This is a genomic window from Nocardia sp. NPDC001965 (assembly GCF_053594175.1).
On record NZ_JBSFDZ010000032.1, the window covers coordinates 48,561 to 63,227 of the forward strand.

Consider the following 14,667-nt stretch of genomic DNA (forward strand, 5'->3'; position numbering starts at 1 on the left):
TCAGGCCGGTACATGCTCGTCCTCCGGTGCGAATGCGGTGCGCACCGCACCGTACCAGCGCGGGGCGGCCGCGATCTGCGCCGTGTAGGTGTCCGCTCCCGCCGCGGGTGAACCGGGCAGACCGGTGATCCGGGGCAGCAGATCGCCGAACGCGTTCACCTCCCCGATCACGAATTCCCGCCAGTGTGTGGTGGGCAGCAGGTCCACTCCTACACACATGGTGCGGGGAAAACAGGCGGCTGCTCGTTCCGCCAGTTCCAGTGCCCGCGTCCAGTGCTCGCCCGCCGCGGCGCGCACGGCGTCCGGGTCGCCGCGCTCACCACCGAGATGCAGATTGGTGATGGGCATCGTCGACCGCCGTGCCACCAGATGTGTCGCCCGGCCGGCGACGACCAGAATCCGCAGATCACAAGGTCTGCCCTGAAGTGAGGATTTCGGCACCCACTGTTCGATGTGCAGCCCGTCGGGGGCGAGCCGGTCGACGATCGCGGCGATCTCGGATTCGGTGTGATAGCGGCGGACCCGTAGCGAATTGTGCAGGGCGCCCGACGGTGTCACCTCGACCGACGTGGTGGCGCGAATCCGGCCGGCCGGATGGGTTTCCAGGGCGAGGACGCCGGAAGCCGAGGACCCGTGCGCGATCTTGACGAACGCGCGTGCCAGCCCGGCAGCCCGCATCCGTGCCCGCAGATCGCCCCAATCGCGTATCGGCGCGACCGGGCCCGAGGTCGGCGAGGCCGGCACGGCGACCCCCGCGGCGGTGAGCCGCGCATGACACAGTCGTTTGTCGAAGAGCACGGCGAGCTCCGCCGGATCGTCCAGCCGGCAGCCCCCGCGCAGCGATGCGACCGCCGCACCGAAACCGGTGTACCAGCGCGCGGTGCCCTCCACCCGGGTCGGATCGGTGACTCCGCGCAGGACGCGATCCACTTCGCTGTGTTCGCCGGGCGAATCCAGCCGTACCAGTTCGTCGTCGGCGAAGTGGTGCCCGCCGTCGCGCAGCACATCGAGCCATTCCACCACCCGCGGTGTGGGCAGCCCGGCCGCTGTGGCCGCCGCCCGGAACAACCGGACCCGCCGGTTCTCGCCGTTACCGACCACCACCCAGCGGTACCCGCCCGAATGCGCCGGAGACAGCGGGGTCATTCGCCGATCGAGACGTAGCGCCACACTTCGCCTTCGTAGGAATGGGTCTCGGCACCCCCGGTGTCCAGGTCCAGTTCCACCTTCGGGGACAGGGTCTCGCGCAACCGCTCCCGGATCTCGGGGCTGAGGTAGTTGTAGTGCAGGTCCAGCCGTTTCAGATGGGTGAGCGGTTGCCCGCCGAGCAGTGCGGCGGCCCCCGTATCGGTGAGGATCCCCAGGGATAGGTCCAGGCTCTCCAGCCGGGCCACCACCGGCGCGGCGGCCAGCGCGGCGCACACCTCGTCCTGGATCTCGCTGTTGCGCAGGCCCAGATGACGCAGCGCCGGGAGGCGGTCGCCCGCGAGGATCGGTGCGAGGTCGGCGATCTCGGCATCTCCGTGGTAGTTGGGTGTCCCCAGCCACAGTTCCAGGTGGGTGAGGGCCGGGAAGTCGCCGGCCGCCAGCTCGCGTACCACGGTCGCCGGTAGGCCGCCGGTCTGGATGGTGAGCTTCTTCAGCCGCTCGTGCCGTACGGCCGGGAAACTCAGCTGTTCCGAACCCCGGACCACGATCTCGGTGAGTTCGGGGAATGCGTTCAACAGACCGGTGAGCTGTCCCTGATAGATCCAGGAGATCTCGTTCTCCTCCTGGGTGATATCGCCGAGGAACAGTGCGCGCAACGCCGGGAACCGGTCGCGGGCGGCCACCAGTCGTTCCAGTACCGCGTTCACCGGTTCCTCCGGGTCCTCTTCGATATCGACCCAGGACCCGACCACGAACGCGCGGATCCGGGTGGTGTCCACGAGTTCGAGGAACCGGTCGAACAGATCCGTCCAGGAGACTTCCGAATCCCAGCCGATCCGGCCCACCCGCCAGGCCACCGATTCCACCGCGGGATGGTCGAAACTCGCGGTATCGGCGTGTTCCGGTTCGGCGAGGCGCTCGGGAAAGTCGAATACCGGCAGGCCGCCGAATTCGGACAGGTGGTCGTCGTTGATCATCGAGTGTGCCTTTCCGCGGCCGGGCCCTCCCCGGGTGTCGCGATGGTTCTACCAAGACCGGCCGACACACGCGCAGTGTGTGCGCCGCTCATTCACCGCAGGAGACGAAACGCCATACCGACCCGTCGTCCTCGACATCGTCCTCGGCGTCGCCGGGGCCCAGATCCAGATCCACTCCCGCCGGTTCCAGCGTGCTCCGCAGCCGGTCGCGGATCGCTTCGCTGAGGTAGTTGTAGTGCAGGTCCAGCCGTTTCAGGTGGGTGAGCGGTTGCCCACCGAGCAGAGCCGACGCCCCGGTATCGGTGAGCACGCCCATCGACAGATCCAGGGTTTCCAGCCGGGCGAGCACCGCCGCCGCGGCGAGCGCGGCGCAGATATCGTCCTGGATCTCGCTGTTGCGCAGGCCCAGATGCCGTAGCGCGGGCAGCCGGTCCCCGGACAGTATCGGCGCGAGGTCGGCGATCTCGCCGTCGCCGCCGTACTCACCTGTCCCCAGCCACAAGTCCAGGCTTCGCAGGGCCGGGAGATCGCTCGCGGCGATACCGCGCAGCACGGCGCGCGACGTCCCGCCCGACTGGACCGTGAGCGATTCCAGGCAGTGGTGGGCTGTCGGCTCGAACGCCAGGCCGTCGCTGCCGCGGATACCGAATTCTCGAAGTGCGGGAAAGGCGTTCAGCAGTTCGCCGGCCGGGCCGGATCCAGGAGATCTCGTTCTCCTCCGAGGTGATATCGCCGTGGAAGAGCGCACGCAGTTCCGGCAGCCGGTCGGCCGCCGCCGCGATCGCCTCGATCACCGGTTCGCCACCGCTGTGCGGATGCGCGGCCCGGGTCACCCAGTGACCGACGATCAACGCGCTCACCCGGTGGCTGTCCACTGTGTCCAGGAAGGCGGCGAACACCTCGGCCCAACTGTGCCTACTCGTCCAGGAGCCGACGCTGATCCGCCAGGCCACCGCGTCCGCCGCGGGTAGCTCGGACCGCGGTGTACCCGCCGCGTGCGGAAAATCGAACGCGGGCAGGCCGCCGAGTTCCGCGAGATGCTTTCCGATTGCCATGACGTCCTCCGGGGCGTAGCGACAACGAGAAGGTTCTATCAGCGGTGGGTGACCGGTCGGGAACGAGCGGTGCAGGCTCCCGGGCGCGCGAGGCCGCCGGCCCCGAACCTGTCGGTGTGCGGCGTTATGTTCCCGGCAGCACGGCACGAGATTGCCGTAACGGGAGGAAATCACATGTATCGCCAGGGAGATGTCCTGATCGTCGGGGTCGCCGAGAACGAGGTGTCCGAGGCCGCGGCGGCGTGGCAGCCGGCCCGCCGGGATGCCCGGGGCCGGATGGTGCTCGCGCTCGGTGAGGTGACCGGGCACGCCCACGCTGTCGCCGCGCCGGGCACCCTGTACCCCGAACCGCACCGCTCGCACACCATGGTTCTGCATCTGCCCGAGGGCGGCCGCCTCGTGCACGAGGAACATTCCGCGATCACCCTGCCGAAAGGGTGGTACCGCGTGGTCCGCCAGCGCGAGTACGTACCCGGCTCGGTACGCATCGTCGCGGACTGACCCGGCCGGTGGAACGACGAGAAGACAGGACCGATCGAACTGTGAGCGAATTGGCCGAATGGCGGGCTCTCGCCGCCGTGACCGGCCCGGGCGACCGGGCAGCCGCCGAACGAGGGGTGCGGCTCGCCTACGAACGGGCCGGTCTGCGCGCACCCGAGCGGATCCTCTGGGCCCGTTCGCCGTTGGCGGCGGTGCGCATGCTGTCGGCGGCGGAACTGTCGCGCGAGGCCGGTGCCTCGGTGCGGGAGCGGGTGCGCAGCACCCCCTGGGCCACCGAGCGCGACCGTCTGCACACCGAACTGGGCGCCCGTGAATTCGCCGGGCACTGGCAGTCCACCGGAGCGGGGCTCTGGGAACTGATCGAACCCGTGGTGGGCCGGATCCGGGACGGTGTGGTCGCCGCGATCGCCCCCGGTTCGGCGGCACCGGCCGACGAACCGGGGCTCGCGGAGCAGGCGGAGCAGGCGGAGCAGGCGGAGATCCGGGCGCGGCTGTTGTTGTTGGACGCGGTGCTGGGACAGCACGACGCGGCCTGGTTGTGTGCCTTCGATACCGGCGCGGGTACACCGCTGGAAGGGCTGGCCGCGGTGGCGCGCGAGGCGGGATGGTGGTGGCCGTACGAGAACCTCGTCGTCATCAGTGAACGACCCACGGCGCTGTATCGCGACGAAGCCGGCCGCCTGGACCGAGCCGACGGCCCGGCAGTGGGTTACTCCGACGAGTTCGCACTCTACGCGTGGCGGGGCATGCCGGTGCCCGGTGAATTCCTCGCCGAGCTCGCTTCGCTCACCCCGGACCGGATCCGCGGCGAGGAGAACGCGGAGTTGCGCCGGGTGATGCTCGAGTTCTACGGATACGACCGGTACCTGTCGGAATCCGGTGCCGAACCCGTGCAGCGCGACGAGACCGGAATCCTGTGGCGGATCCCGCTGGCCGATGACGAGGATGTGGTGATGGTCGAGGTGGTGAATTCGACGCCCGAACCCGACGGCGCCAGTCGCACCTACTGGCTGCGGGTACCGCCGACCACGCGGACCGCTCGAGAGGGTGTCTCCTGGACGTTCGGCGTCACCGAAGCGGACTACGAACCGCTCGTGCAGACCTGACCCACCGGATCTGGAACAATCGCCCTCGTGACCGACGCCGCGACTGGAACCGACGACGATCCCGGCACCGGCAACCGTTGGGCCGGTTTCCTCCGCTGTCATCTGCCGATGGTCGTGGTTGCTGTGGTGGCGCTGATCGCCGTGGTGTTCGTCGCGCAGGATCGCTGGCGGCGTGGCGCCTTCTTCTTCGGTGGTGCCGCCCTCATCGCGGCCGCGTTCCGGTTGTGCCTGCCGACGGTTCGGGTCGGTCTGCTGGCCGTCCGCAGCAAACCGTTCGATGTGGGTGCGCTGACGTTGCTGGGCGGTGCGATCGTCTTCCTCGCCGCGACCATCAACACCCTGGGCGTGGGCTGACCGGTCCCGTCCGGACCGACCGGGAATCAGCGTCCGGCGCGCGCCAGGTTCATCGTCTGGACCAGCAGTTTGCCGATGGCCGCCGCTTCGGTGAGAAAGGCGTCGTGGCCGTCGCGGGAGTTGATGACCTCGAAATGTCGGCAACCGGGCAGCCCGTCGGCCAGTTCCTGTTGCGTGTGCAGGGGGTACAGCCGGTCGGAATCGATACCGCCGACGATGCACGGCACCTCGGTGGCGGCCATCGCGGCCTCGATACCGCCGCGGCCGCGGCCGATATCGTGCCGGTTCATCGCCTCGCTCAGCAGTACGTACGTTGCCGGGTCGAAACGCCGCCCCAGCTTCTCGGCCTGGTACTCGAGGTAGCTCTGCACCGCGTAGCGACCACCGTTGCGCGGATCCTCACCCTCCTGCGCGCTGTTCGCGAACCGGCTGTCCAGCTCGACCTCGGTGCGGTAGGTGAGGTGCGCGATCCGGCGTGCGATACCCATACCGGCCATCGGTGCGCGACCGGTGCCGTGATAGTCGCCGCCCTGCCAGTCCGGGTCGCCGGTGATGGCCGCGATCTGGGTGCTCTGGGTGCCGATCTGGTCGGCCGTGGCGCGTGGGCCCACCGCGAGGATGAGCGCGGCGGCCAGGCGTTCCGGCGCCAGCAGCATCCATTCGAGGACGCGCATACCGCCCATCGACCCGCCGACGGCCGCGGCCAGCCGGGGCACACCCAGCAGATCGAACAGTTTCAGCTCCGCGGTCACCTGATCCCGGATGGAGATCTCCGGGAAACGCGAACCCCACGGCGCGCCGTCGGATGCGAGCGAGGCCGGACCGGTGCTGCCCTGGCAGCCACCCAGCACATTGGTGGCGACGACGCACCATTCGTCGGTATCGATCGGCGCGCCGGGGCCGACCATCCCGTTCCACCATCCGGCCTGTGGATGTGCGGCGGTGGGCTCACCCGCGACATGGGAGTCGCCGGTGAGCGCGTGCTCGATGAGCACGATGTTGTCCATGGCCGGAGACAGCTCACCCCAGCGCTGCACGGCCAACCGGACCTGTGGCAACCGGGCGCCGCTCTCCAGGGTGAGTTCGCCGATATCGATATGGCCGAGGGTGCCGTCGGCCGGCGGCAACTGGGCCACGGGCCGCGCCGTGGTCGGTTCGGTACTCACCTTCACGCGCGGACTTCCGCGGAACCGATGGCCGGTGATGTCCGGAACGTATGAATGGCCGCCGTGGGGCCGGGGGTACGGGTGCCGAGGACGCCGAATGCGACCGACCGTGTCCGGCGGGTCGCTCCGGCAACGGTCGCAGCGGCGAAGCTGTGATCGGTCATATCGTGCTCCAGAAAATGGGGGATTTCTCGTCGAATCGTGAGAACGCCGCTATCAACGCGACCAGCACCGGCACAAATCGACAACCTCCTGACGTGCGCTTGCTCCCGGCTCTCGGAAGCCCGGTCATCACCCGGAGCACCCCACCGCAGCAGGAGGGTTGCCGGCCAGCGAGCCGGGGCTTGGCGCTGGCGCTCATGACCTGCCGAATATGGTAGCCGGGCGCCGATACGGATCGAAATCGGCATACGGGCCCACCGGGTAATCTTGTGGTGCGATTCACCCATGTGAGATCTCACGACCGGGGCTGGCTGCACCGTGAGACAACCACTAGCAGTACGCTCGTCTTGGTTACACCAGACGTCTCGTGGACAACGCGGGATGTATACGTTGTCTGTTGAACAGCTGGGGTCCGCTCACAAGCGTGTTCGCCTGGCCGTGCAATGAGGGCACCAGTCTTAGGAGGACACGAAGATCCATGTCCAAGATCAAGGTTGAAGGCACCGTCGTCGAACTCGACGGCGACGAGATGACGCGGATCATCTGGCAGTTCATCAAGGACAAGCTGATCCACCCGTACCTCGACGTGAACCTCGAGTACTACGACCTCGGCATCGAGTACCGCGACAAGACCGACGACCAGGTCACCGTGGATGCCGCCAACGCCATCAAACAGCACGGTGTGGGCGTGAAATGCGCGACGATCACCCCCGACGAGGCCCGGGTCGAGGAGTTCGGCCTCAAGAAGATGTGGCGTTCGCCGAACGGCACCATCCGCAACATCCTCGGCGGCACCATCTTCCGCGCGCCGATCATCATCTCCAATGTTCCGCGCCTGGTCCCGGGCTGGACCAAGCCGATCATCATCGGCCGCCACGCATTCGGCGACCAGTACCGCGCCACCGACTTCAAGGTCTTCCAGGCCGGCACCGTCACCCTCACCTTCACCCCGGAGGACGGCAGCGAACCCATCGTGCACGAAGTGGTGCAGATGCCCGAGGACGGCGGCGTCGTCATGGGTATGTACAACTTCAAGAAGTCCATCGAGGATTTTGCGCGCGCCTCCTTCAACTACGGGCTGCAGCAGAACTACCCGGTCTACATGTCGACCAAGAACACCATCCTCAAGGCCTACGACGGCATGTTCAAGGACACCTTCGAGGAAGTGTTCGAGGCCGAGTTCAAGAGCCAGTTCGAGGCGGCCGGCCTCACCTACGAGCACCGGCTGATCGACGATATGGTCGCCTCCTCCATGAAATGGGAGGGCGGTTACGTCTGGGCCTGCAAGAACTACGACGGCGACGTGCAGTCCGATACCGTCGCGCAGGGCTTCGGCTCGCTCGGTCTGATGACCTCCGTACTGCTGACCCCGGACGGGCAGACCTGTGAGGCCGAGGCCGCGCACGGCACGGTCACCCGGCACTACCGCCAGCACCAGCAGGGCAAGCCGACCTCGACCAATCCGATCGCGTCGATCTTCGCCTGGACCCGCGGCCTGGAGCATCGGGGCAAGCTGGACAACACCCCCGAGGTGATCGGTTTCGCGCAGACCCTCGAGGACGTCGTCATCAAGACCGTCGAGGGCGGGCAGATGACCAAGGACCTCGCGGCGCTGGTCGGTGGGGATCAGGGCTACCTGACCACCGAGGAGTTCCTGGCGGCACTGGACGCCAACCTGGCCCGCGCGCTGCGCTGAGGTGTCGATCGGCGTCGTTTGCGGCGCCGGGGAATCGATGCCGTGAGGTCTCGCTGTCAGCCCTACGAGGTGCGGTATGTGCTTCGAGGACCGGCGGCGGGACCTTTGTGCTGTTCCGGGGAGTTCGCCGCCGGCCGCTCCGACCCCGCCGGGAGCGTGGCTCTTCCGGCCGGGGCGGGTGGCGCCGGGGGCCTCTGTTCAGTCGACCGTGATCGGCTGCGCCGGATCGAGGGAGTAGCCGGTCACGATCACTGGAGCGCACTCCGATTGTCGATCACTGCCGCGTAGGCGAAGATGCCCTGTGCTGATAGAGCCGCATGGGTGGACGTGCGAATCGATCTCGGATCGTGCGATTAGTGTTGGCTGTCTTCTCGATTCCCCGGCGAGTACCGGATGATCGAGGGCGTGGGCCGCGCGATCGGGACTGTGACCAAGCGGCTGGGCGCGGCGATCATCGATGCGGGCGGCGAGATCGTTCGCCGCTATCACGGGACTCGTGCGGGGGCCGGCGTCGATATGTCGACGAAGAACGAAGTCGACGTTCGCGGTGCGGGCGATATCGATGAGCCGAACCGAGACGCACGGCCCAGTGCGGCGGGCGGAGGGGATCGAGTGGCGGGATCGCCGGCGCATCTGATGTCGGTGGATGAATTCACTGCCCGCTTCCTCGCTGCCGATCGTTCCGGTGATCCGGTGATCCGGTGATCCGGTGATCCGGACACCGGGGTACATGTCGGCCGAGGGGAATGCCGATACGGATCTCTTCGAGTATCCCGACGGCTTCGAGGTGGTGTGCAAGTACGACCTGACACCGGGGCAACAGTCCGCCGAAGTCCTCGTCGCCGCTGTCGGCCGGGTGGTCGGAGCTCCGGTCGCCCCAGTGGTCGCGGGAGAAGGCGGCAGCGTGATCATGCAGCGGCTGCCGGGGCGTGCTGTGTCCGGTACCAGAACCGACCCGGGTGCCCGCGCTGCGATGGAGGCGATCAAAGACAGCCCCGGCGCACGAAAACTCGGCTTGCTGGATGTTCTGACAGGCAATTGGGACCGCCCCGGCAACTGGCTGCAGGACGGTGACCACGTCTATGGATTCGATCACGCGGAAGCGTTCCACCGAAACCTCGATGTCGACCCCCGTTCGAATCCGTTCGCGAGCCACTACGTGGAATCGGCGCCACCCGGCTCGCCTCGATGGGTCGAGTGGAAGCCGAATGATCTGAGCCGGGCCGAACTGGACAGCTGGCGTGCCGAGATCGTATCCCTGCGGCCACTGTTCGAAGAGCACGCGCGACCGGAATGGGGCATCGAGGGGCAACCCTTGGACTGGCACGACAAGGTTCTGTCGCGACTCGACCGGCTGCGCGAACACGCCACCCGTCCCTGATCCGCACTCCGCTGGGTCGGTGATCGAGGTGGGCATCCGATGAATTTTCGCCGGATACCCGCGCCACGGGCGAAGAACTGGCAGTGTGTCAACAAGGTGGGCGCGGCAGAAGAGCCCGCCCGGCGATTTACGCCGTAATGCTGCTGGTGATACCGGAGGACGCCGATGTTCGAATGGTCCGATACCGACCTGATGGTCCGCGACGCGGTGCGGACGTTCATCGATAAGGAAGTGCGTCCCAACCTGGACGCGCTGGACAGCGGCGAGATGCTGCCCTATCCGATCCTGCGCAAGCTGTACGCGGATTTCGGTATCGGCGCCATGGCCGAGGAAGCTCTGAACAAACAACTGGCCGCGAAGCAGGCAGCCGCGGACGGAGCGGAGAAGCCCGCCGGCGGCACGGACCGCTCCGACAGCGGATTCGATCAGCAGACCATGATGGCGGTCGTGACCGGTGAGCTCTCCGGTGTCTGTATGGGCCTGTGCAGTTCGCTCGGGGTGAGCACCGGGCTCGGCGGAGCCACCATCCTGTCGCGGGGCACGCTCGCGCAGCAGCAGCGGTGGGTGCCCGATATCGTCAGTCTCCGCAAGATCGCCTGCTGGGCGATCACCGAACCCGATTCCGGGTCGGACGCGTTCGGTGGGATGAAGACCTACGTCCGGCGCGATGGAGCGGATTACATCCTCAACGGTCAGAAGACCTTCATCACCAACGGGCCCTTCGCCGACACCCTCGTCGTCTACGCGAAACTGGACGAGGGCGACGGGACCCCGCCCCGGGACCGCAAGGTGCTCACCTTCGTGCTCGACAAGGGGATGGAAGGCCTCACCCAGGGCAAACCCTTCAAGAAGATGGGCCTGCACGCCTCGCCCACCGGGGAACTGTTCTTCGACAACGTCCGGCTCGGCCGCGATCGGCTGCTCGGCGAAACCGAGGAACACCGCGGCGGTGACGGACGCGAGAGCGCCAAATCCAGTTTCGTGGCCGAACGCGTCGGGATCGGATTCATGGCGCTGGGTGTGATCAACGAATGTCTGCGGCTGTGCACCGATTACGCCCGCGACCGGAAACTGTGGGGGCAGGAGATCGGTCGTTTCCAGCTGATCCAGCTCAAGCTGGCGAAGATGGAGGTCGCCCGGATCAATGTGCAGAACATGGTCTTCAACATCATCGAACGCGGCCGGGCCGGTAAACCGCTGAGCCTTTCGGAGGCGTCGGCGGTGAAGCTGTACTCGTCGGAGGCCGCCACCGAGGTGGCGATGGAGGCGGTGCAGCTGTTCGGCGGCAACGGCTACATGTCGGAGTACCGGGTCGAACAACTCGCCCGCGACGCGAAATCACTGATGATCTACGCGGGTAGCAACGAGATCCAGGTGACCCACGTGGCGAAGGGCCTCCTCGGAAGCTGAGCACGATGGTGCCGGTCGTCCCGCCGAGACTCCGGGACCGCGCGGAGTCTCACGGACCTCCCACACCACGCGAAAACCTCAGACGCCCCATCGCTCGACGCCGACGGCAACCCCTCGGTGCCGAGATGCTTACGAGGCCCCAAAGGTCGAGGCCCGTCCCGCCGTTGCGCCCTCGAAAGCGCATGAGCGAAGCTCGAGTCTCGAGGGCGCAACGGCGGGACCGAGGGGGCCTCGACCCGCGGCGCCGCAGGCGCCGCAAAGATTACACAGCCCGCAGGTGATCGCGGCTCGCGTAGATGTGTTCGGCGATCAGGTTGGCGATCCGCTCGGGATCCTCCAGCATGGGTACGTGACCGGCCCGGTTCAGCATGATGCGGTCCGCTGCGGCCGGTAGTTCGCGCAGGAACCGGCGACCGTATACCCGTGGCGGGAGAACATGATCGGAATCGGCGAGGATCAGCCGGAACGGAGTCGTCAGGTCGGACATATCCGCTATCGACGGTCCGCGCAGGGTTCCCAGGGTGAGGGCCGGTAGCGCCGGACAGTGCAGCGCGGCCAGGACCACGGCCTCGATGTCTGCGCGGGAGACCGCGCGGGTATTCCTCGTCAGCAGATGCGCCATGGCCCACTGCACGATCCGGCTGTGAACCGGGCGGTCGCCCAGCCGACCGGCCATATCGAGGACCGGGACCATGGGCATGATCTTGGCCGCCGCGAGGACCTGCCGCACGGACGGGGTTTTCCAGCCACCGGCCGGCGCGATCGCGGTCAGGGTGCGGGCTCGGCCCCGGCGGGCCAATTCGATACCGATCCAGCCGCCCAGGGAGTTGCCGGCGATATGGCAGGTCCGCCATCCCAGGTCGTCGAGCTGCGTTTCGATATGGTCGGCGAGGGTTCGGGCGGAGTAACGGCCGTCCGCGAACTCCGGTCCGCCCCGATGCCCGGCCAGGGCCGGCGCGAAGACCTCACACCGGCCGGCCAGCAGACCGGCGGTCTGCTCCCAGCAGTGCGGCGAGAGCATCACACCGTGTAGCAGCAGCAGTGGGGCGCCGGATCCCAGATGCAGCGCCGCGACCGGCTCGGGTGTGGTGGTTGCGGAGGTGCCTGACATCGGTGTCGTCACCCCTTCCTGGCAAATGGTGGTGACACGTCATTGTACGGTCGGTCGGTGCCTTACATCCTCTCCACGGTCAACGTCAACGGTGTCCGGGCAGCCGCGGGCAAGGGTCTGCTCGCCTGGCTGGGTCGGACCGAGGCCGATATCGTCTGCCTTCAGGAAACCCGGGCCGAAGACACCCAGGTCGCGGCCGCGCTCGCGCCCGCCCTGGAACAGGGCTGGCAGCTGGCGCACGCCGAACCCGGATCGAAGGGACGGGCGGGGGTCGGGGTGCTGTCCCGGCGGCCGATGCGCTCGGTTCGGATCGGTGTCGAACCCGACAGCGAGTTCGCCGGGACGGGCCGGTACCTGGAGGTCGAATTCGACGAGGTCACCGTGGCGAGCGTGTACGTCCATACCGGAGAAGCGGATACGCCCCGGCAGGACGAGAAGTACCGTTTCCTCGACGAACTCGCCGCCCGGATGTCCACCCGCACCGGGTCTTTCGTCATCGCGGGTGACTGGAATATCGCCCACACGGAACGAGACCTGAAGAACTGGAAAGGAAACCTGAAGAAATCCGGTTTCCTGCCCGCCGAAAGGGCCTGGCTGGACCGGCAACTGGCGGCCGGATACGTCGATGTCGTCCGGGAACTCCACCCGGAAGGCGACGGTCCGTTCAGCTGGTGGTCGTATCGTGGGCGCGCGTTCGACAACGACACCGGGTGGCGGATCGATTACCAGCTGGCGACACCGGAAGCCGCCGAACGAGCGAAGCAGGCGGTGGTCGAACGTGCCGCGACCTATGCGGAGCGCTGGTCCGACCATGCTCCGGTGACGGTTCAGTATCGATGAAGGGGAAGTCGTGCGTGCGAAAGTTCTGAAGGTCCTCTCCGCGGTGGGCGCGGTGGTGGTGGCGATCGTGGTCGCCCTGCTCAGCACCCAGGGGGGCGACGACAGCGGGTCAGCGGCCGTGGCATCACCGGCAGGCACCGTCGTGACCTCCGCGCCGGTCGGTGCGAAGCCCGCGCCCGGCCGGACCACCGCGGCGAATGCCCCGGTGGTGTCGAAGGTGGCCGGGGTGCCCGACCGCGCCTATGAGACTCTCACGGAGATCGATGCGGGCCGCTGGCCCGATTCCGCGAACGCGCCGGGAACCAAAGGCGGTATCCCCTTCGGGAACAGGGAAGGCCGCCTACCCGCCACCGATTCCGCGGGCAAGGCCGTGAAATACCAGGAGTGGGACGTGAACCCGAAGAAGCCGGGGCAGTCCCGCGATGCCGAACGCATCGTCACCGGTAACGACGGTTCGGCCTGGTACACCGGCGACCACTACGACACCTTCACCAGGATGCGCTGATGGCCGAACCCCTCCTGCTGGCCGATTTCCTCGCCGTCCCACCGTACGACCAACTCACCACCGACGGTTCGCCGCCGGCCGTCGGATCGGTGGCCGTGGATGCCGCCGAGTTCAGCAGGGTGCGCTACGGTGCGCCGGCCGGATACCGGGTACGCGAAGTCCGAGGTGACAAAATGCGCACGGTGGCGGCTCTGTTCGACGAGTTCGCCGCCGCGTTGCAGTTTCCGTACTACTTCCGGCCGAACAAGGACGCGTTCGACGAATGCCTGTTCAACCTCGAGGATCTGCTCGGGGACGCGACCGGGTACGTGGTGGCCGTCCGTGACGCCGACCGGTTGCTCGCCGACGCGCCGCAGGAACGGGCGTGGTTCGATTCGGTGACCGCCGAATGCGCCGAATTCTGGCTGTCCCGGGAAGTGGCCTTCCGGGTCGTGTTGCAGGGGGCGCCGGTGGGCCTGACCGCCGTTCCCCTCCGCATCTGACCACACCGGGAAACCGGCCCGGCTCAGTCTGCGCGGTGAGCGAAATCCTCGCCGAGCAGAACGAACACGTCGGTCGTGTAGTCGATCAGCTCGTCCCGGCCGATCGGCAGATCGCCACGCACCCAGCCGGTCAAAGTCTGGACCAGCCCGCCGACCAGATAGGTGGCCCGGAAATCGATCACCGGATCCGGGGCCGGATCGGTGACCCCGTAGAACTCGATCCCCTGACTGGCGACCAACCGGGCGAAGACCCGGATGGTCTCGGTGGTACGGGCGCGCAGCTGCGGGGTGGCCATGGCGGCGACCATGGTGACCTCGGTCTTGCGTGGATCGTCGGTCAGCAGATGGATCCCGGCGGTTATCGCGGCATGCGCCTTGGCCCGCGAATCGGCCCCGGCCGTCTGCAGGGCCCCGGCGATCGCGACCACCAGCTCCTCGGCGATACCGTCGATCAGTGCGGTGAGGACGTCGTCGCGGCTGCTGAAACTCTCGTAGTAGTAGCGTTCGTTGAGCCCGGCCGCCGAGCACATCCCGGAAACGGTGAGCTTGTCCAGACCCTGGGTGCCGATGATCTCCAGCGCCGCGTCCAAGAGCGCGGACCGTCGCTGTGCCCGCCGCTCGTCCGCGGACAAACCGCCGTAGGTGCGCTGCGCTGCCATCCTCTGATGATGCAGTGTTCATGGCGCGCTGGCGCGCGCGGGGTTGAGGCCCCCGGAAGTCTCGCCGTTCAGGCCTCGAGACTCGAGCCTTCGGCTCATGCGCTTTCGAGGCC

16 protein-coding genes and 1 riboswitch are annotated in these 14,667 nt (G+C 67.5%); of the genes, 10 read left to right on the forward strand and 6 right to left on the reverse strand.

Annotated features, from left to right (window positions below; genetic code table 11):
- From ACWCPQ_RS29030 to ACWCPQ_RS29040, 3 genes are all read right to left on the reverse strand, one after another.
- On the reverse strand, positions 1 to 1,146 hold the full coding sequence (locus ACWCPQ_RS29030) for an STM4014 family protein (RefSeq protein WP_449904770.1): 1,146 nt from the start codon (positions 1,144 to 1,146) through the stop codon (positions 1 to 3).
- The gene (locus ACWCPQ_RS29035) at positions 1,143 to 2,126 is read right to left on the reverse strand and encodes an STM4015 family protein (RefSeq protein WP_449904772.1); all 984 of its coding nucleotides are present in this window, start codon (positions 2,124 to 2,126) and stop codon (positions 1,143 to 1,145) included. Before ACWCPQ_RS29035 ends, ACWCPQ_RS29030 begins: the two co-directional genes overlap by 4 nt.
- 88 nt (positions 2,127 to 2,214) lie before the next feature.
- A complete protein-coding gene (locus tag ACWCPQ_RS29040) occupies positions 2,215 to 2,874 on the reverse strand; it encodes a hypothetical protein (RefSeq protein WP_449904774.1) in 660 nt (219 codons plus the stop codon).
- Between the two features lie 481 nt (positions 2,875 to 3,355).
- On the opposite strand from ACWCPQ_RS29040, the gene ACWCPQ_RS29045 reads away from it, so the two are divergent.
- The 3 genes from ACWCPQ_RS29045 (at position 3,356) to ACWCPQ_RS29055 (ending at position 5,142) form a co-directional block, all read left to right on the forward strand.
- Positions 3,356 to 3,682: a hypothetical protein gene (locus ACWCPQ_RS29045; protein WP_449904776.1), complete on the forward strand. Its 327-nt coding sequence runs from the start codon at positions 3,356 to 3,358 to the stop codon at positions 3,680 to 3,682.
- Between the two features lie 41 nt (positions 3,683 to 3,723).
- Positions 3,724 to 4,788: a DUF6745 domain-containing protein gene (locus tag ACWCPQ_RS29050; RefSeq protein WP_449904778.1), complete on the forward strand. Its 1,065-nt coding sequence runs from the start codon at positions 3,724 to 3,726 to the stop codon at positions 4,786 to 4,788.
- Between the two features lie 108 nt (positions 4,789 to 4,896).
- Entirely contained in the window at positions 4,897 to 5,142 is a 246-nt protein-coding gene (locus tag ACWCPQ_RS29055; protein WP_449904803.1) for a DUF3017 domain-containing protein, read from the forward strand.
- Positions 5,143 to 5,168: 26 nt separating this feature from the next.
- Here ACWCPQ_RS29055 and metX read toward each other — a convergent pair whose 3' ends face one another.
- Positions 5,169 to 6,314, reverse strand: a complete 1,146-nt coding sequence (metX, locus tag ACWCPQ_RS29060) for a homoserine O-acetyltransferase MetX (RefSeq protein WP_449904780.1) — start codon at positions 6,312 to 6,314, stop codon at positions 5,169 to 5,171.
- A 248-nt stretch (positions 6,315 to 6,562) separates the two neighbouring features.
- A riboswitch (SAM riboswitch) is annotated at positions 6,563 to 6,673 on the reverse strand.
- A gap of 275 nt (positions 6,674 to 6,948) precedes the next feature.
- Here metX and ACWCPQ_RS29065 point away from each other — a divergent pair.
- From ACWCPQ_RS29065 to ACWCPQ_RS29080, 4 genes are all read left to right on the forward strand, one after another.
- Positions 6,949 to 8,166, forward strand: coding sequence for an NADP-dependent isocitrate dehydrogenase (locus ACWCPQ_RS29065; RefSeq protein WP_449904782.1), 1,218 nt, complete (start codon positions 6,949 to 6,951; stop codon positions 8,164 to 8,166).
- Positions 8,167 to 8,559: 393 nt separating this feature from the next.
- Positions 8,560 to 8,871, forward strand: coding sequence for a hypothetical protein (locus ACWCPQ_RS29070; RefSeq protein ID WP_449904784.1), 312 nt, complete (start codon positions 8,560 to 8,562; stop codon positions 8,869 to 8,871).
- Between the two features lie 4 nt (positions 8,872 to 8,875).
- Complete coding sequence (locus ACWCPQ_RS29075) at positions 8,876 to 9,547, forward strand: hypothetical protein (RefSeq protein ID WP_449904786.1); 672 nt, start codon at positions 8,876 to 8,878, stop codon at positions 9,545 to 9,547.
- A gap of 165 nt (positions 9,548 to 9,712) precedes the next feature.
- Entirely contained in the window at positions 9,713 to 10,957 is a 1,245-nt protein-coding gene (locus ACWCPQ_RS29080) for an acyl-CoA dehydrogenase family protein (protein WP_449904787.1), read from the forward strand.
- Between the two features lie 262 nt (positions 10,958 to 11,219).
- Here ACWCPQ_RS29080 and ACWCPQ_RS29085 read toward each other — a convergent pair whose 3' ends face one another.
- Positions 11,220 to 12,068 (reverse strand): alpha/beta fold hydrolase, encoded by an 849-nt coding sequence (locus ACWCPQ_RS29085; protein WP_449904789.1) that lies wholly within the window; start codon positions 12,066 to 12,068, stop codon positions 11,220 to 11,222.
- A gap of 57 nt (positions 12,069 to 12,125) precedes the next feature.
- Here ACWCPQ_RS29085 and ACWCPQ_RS29090 point away from each other — a divergent pair, with 57 nt between their 5' ends.
- Genes ACWCPQ_RS29090 through ACWCPQ_RS29100 form a run of 3 tightly spaced genes read left to right on the forward strand, consistent with a single transcriptional unit; the run spans position 12,126 to position 13,895 of the window.
- Positions 12,126 to 12,908 (forward strand): exodeoxyribonuclease III, encoded by a 783-nt coding sequence (locus ACWCPQ_RS29090; RefSeq protein ID WP_449904791.1) that lies wholly within the window; start codon positions 12,126 to 12,128, stop codon positions 12,906 to 12,908.
- A gap of 10 nt (positions 12,909 to 12,918) precedes the next feature.
- Positions 12,919 to 13,413, forward strand: a complete 495-nt coding sequence (locus ACWCPQ_RS29095) for a ribonuclease domain-containing protein (RefSeq protein WP_449904793.1) — start codon at positions 12,919 to 12,921, stop codon at positions 13,411 to 13,413.
- Positions 13,413 to 13,895, forward strand: coding sequence for a barstar family protein (locus tag ACWCPQ_RS29100; protein WP_449904795.1), 483 nt, complete (start codon positions 13,413 to 13,415; stop codon positions 13,893 to 13,895). Before ACWCPQ_RS29095 ends, ACWCPQ_RS29100 begins: the two co-directional genes overlap by 1 nt.
- Before the next feature lie 23 nt (positions 13,896 to 13,918).
- On the opposite strand, the gene ACWCPQ_RS29105 is transcribed toward ACWCPQ_RS29100, so the two are convergent.
- Entirely contained in the window at positions 13,919 to 14,554 is a 636-nt protein-coding gene (locus ACWCPQ_RS29105) for a TetR/AcrR family transcriptional regulator (RefSeq protein WP_449904797.1), read from the reverse strand.
- Positions 14,555 to 14,667: the final 113 nt, after the last annotated feature.

Excerpts from the sequence above, each read along its gene's own strand:
- ACWCPQ_RS29030 (WP_449904770.1), bottom strand. The coding sequence starts at position 1,146 with ATGACCCCGCTGTCTCCGGCGCATTCGGGCGGGTACCGCTGGGTGGTG.
- ACWCPQ_RS29035 (WP_449904772.1), bottom strand. The coding sequence starts at position 2,126 with ATGATCAACGACGACCACCTGTCCGAATTCGGCGGCCTGCCGGTATTC.
- ACWCPQ_RS29045 (WP_449904776.1), top strand. The coding sequence starts at position 3,356 with ATGTATCGCCAGGGAGATGTCCTGATCGTCGGGGTCGCCGAGAACGAG.
- ACWCPQ_RS29055 (WP_449904803.1), top strand. The coding sequence starts at position 4,897 with ATGGTCGTGGTTGCTGTGGTGGCGCTGATCGCCGTGGTGTTCGTCGCG.
- ACWCPQ_RS29065 (WP_449904782.1), top strand. The coding sequence starts at position 6,949 with ATGTCCAAGATCAAGGTTGAAGGCACCGTCGTCGAACTCGACGGCGAC.
- ACWCPQ_RS29070 (WP_449904784.1), top strand. The coding sequence starts at position 8,560 with ATGATCGAGGGCGTGGGCCGCGCGATCGGGACTGTGACCAAGCGGCTG.
- ACWCPQ_RS29080 (WP_449904787.1), top strand. The coding sequence starts at position 9,713 with ATGTTCGAATGGTCCGATACCGACCTGATGGTCCGCGACGCGGTGCGG.
- ACWCPQ_RS29085 (WP_449904789.1), bottom strand. The coding sequence starts at position 12,068 with ATGTCAGGCACCTCCGCAACCACCACACCCGAGCCGGTCGCGGCGCTG.
- ACWCPQ_RS29100 (WP_449904795.1), top strand. The coding sequence starts at position 13,413 with ATGGCCGAACCCCTCCTGCTGGCCGATTTCCTCGCCGTCCCACCGTAC.
- ACWCPQ_RS29105 (WP_449904797.1), bottom strand. The coding sequence starts at position 14,554 with ATGGCAGCGCAGCGCACCTACGGCGGTTTGTCCGCGGACGAGCGGCGG.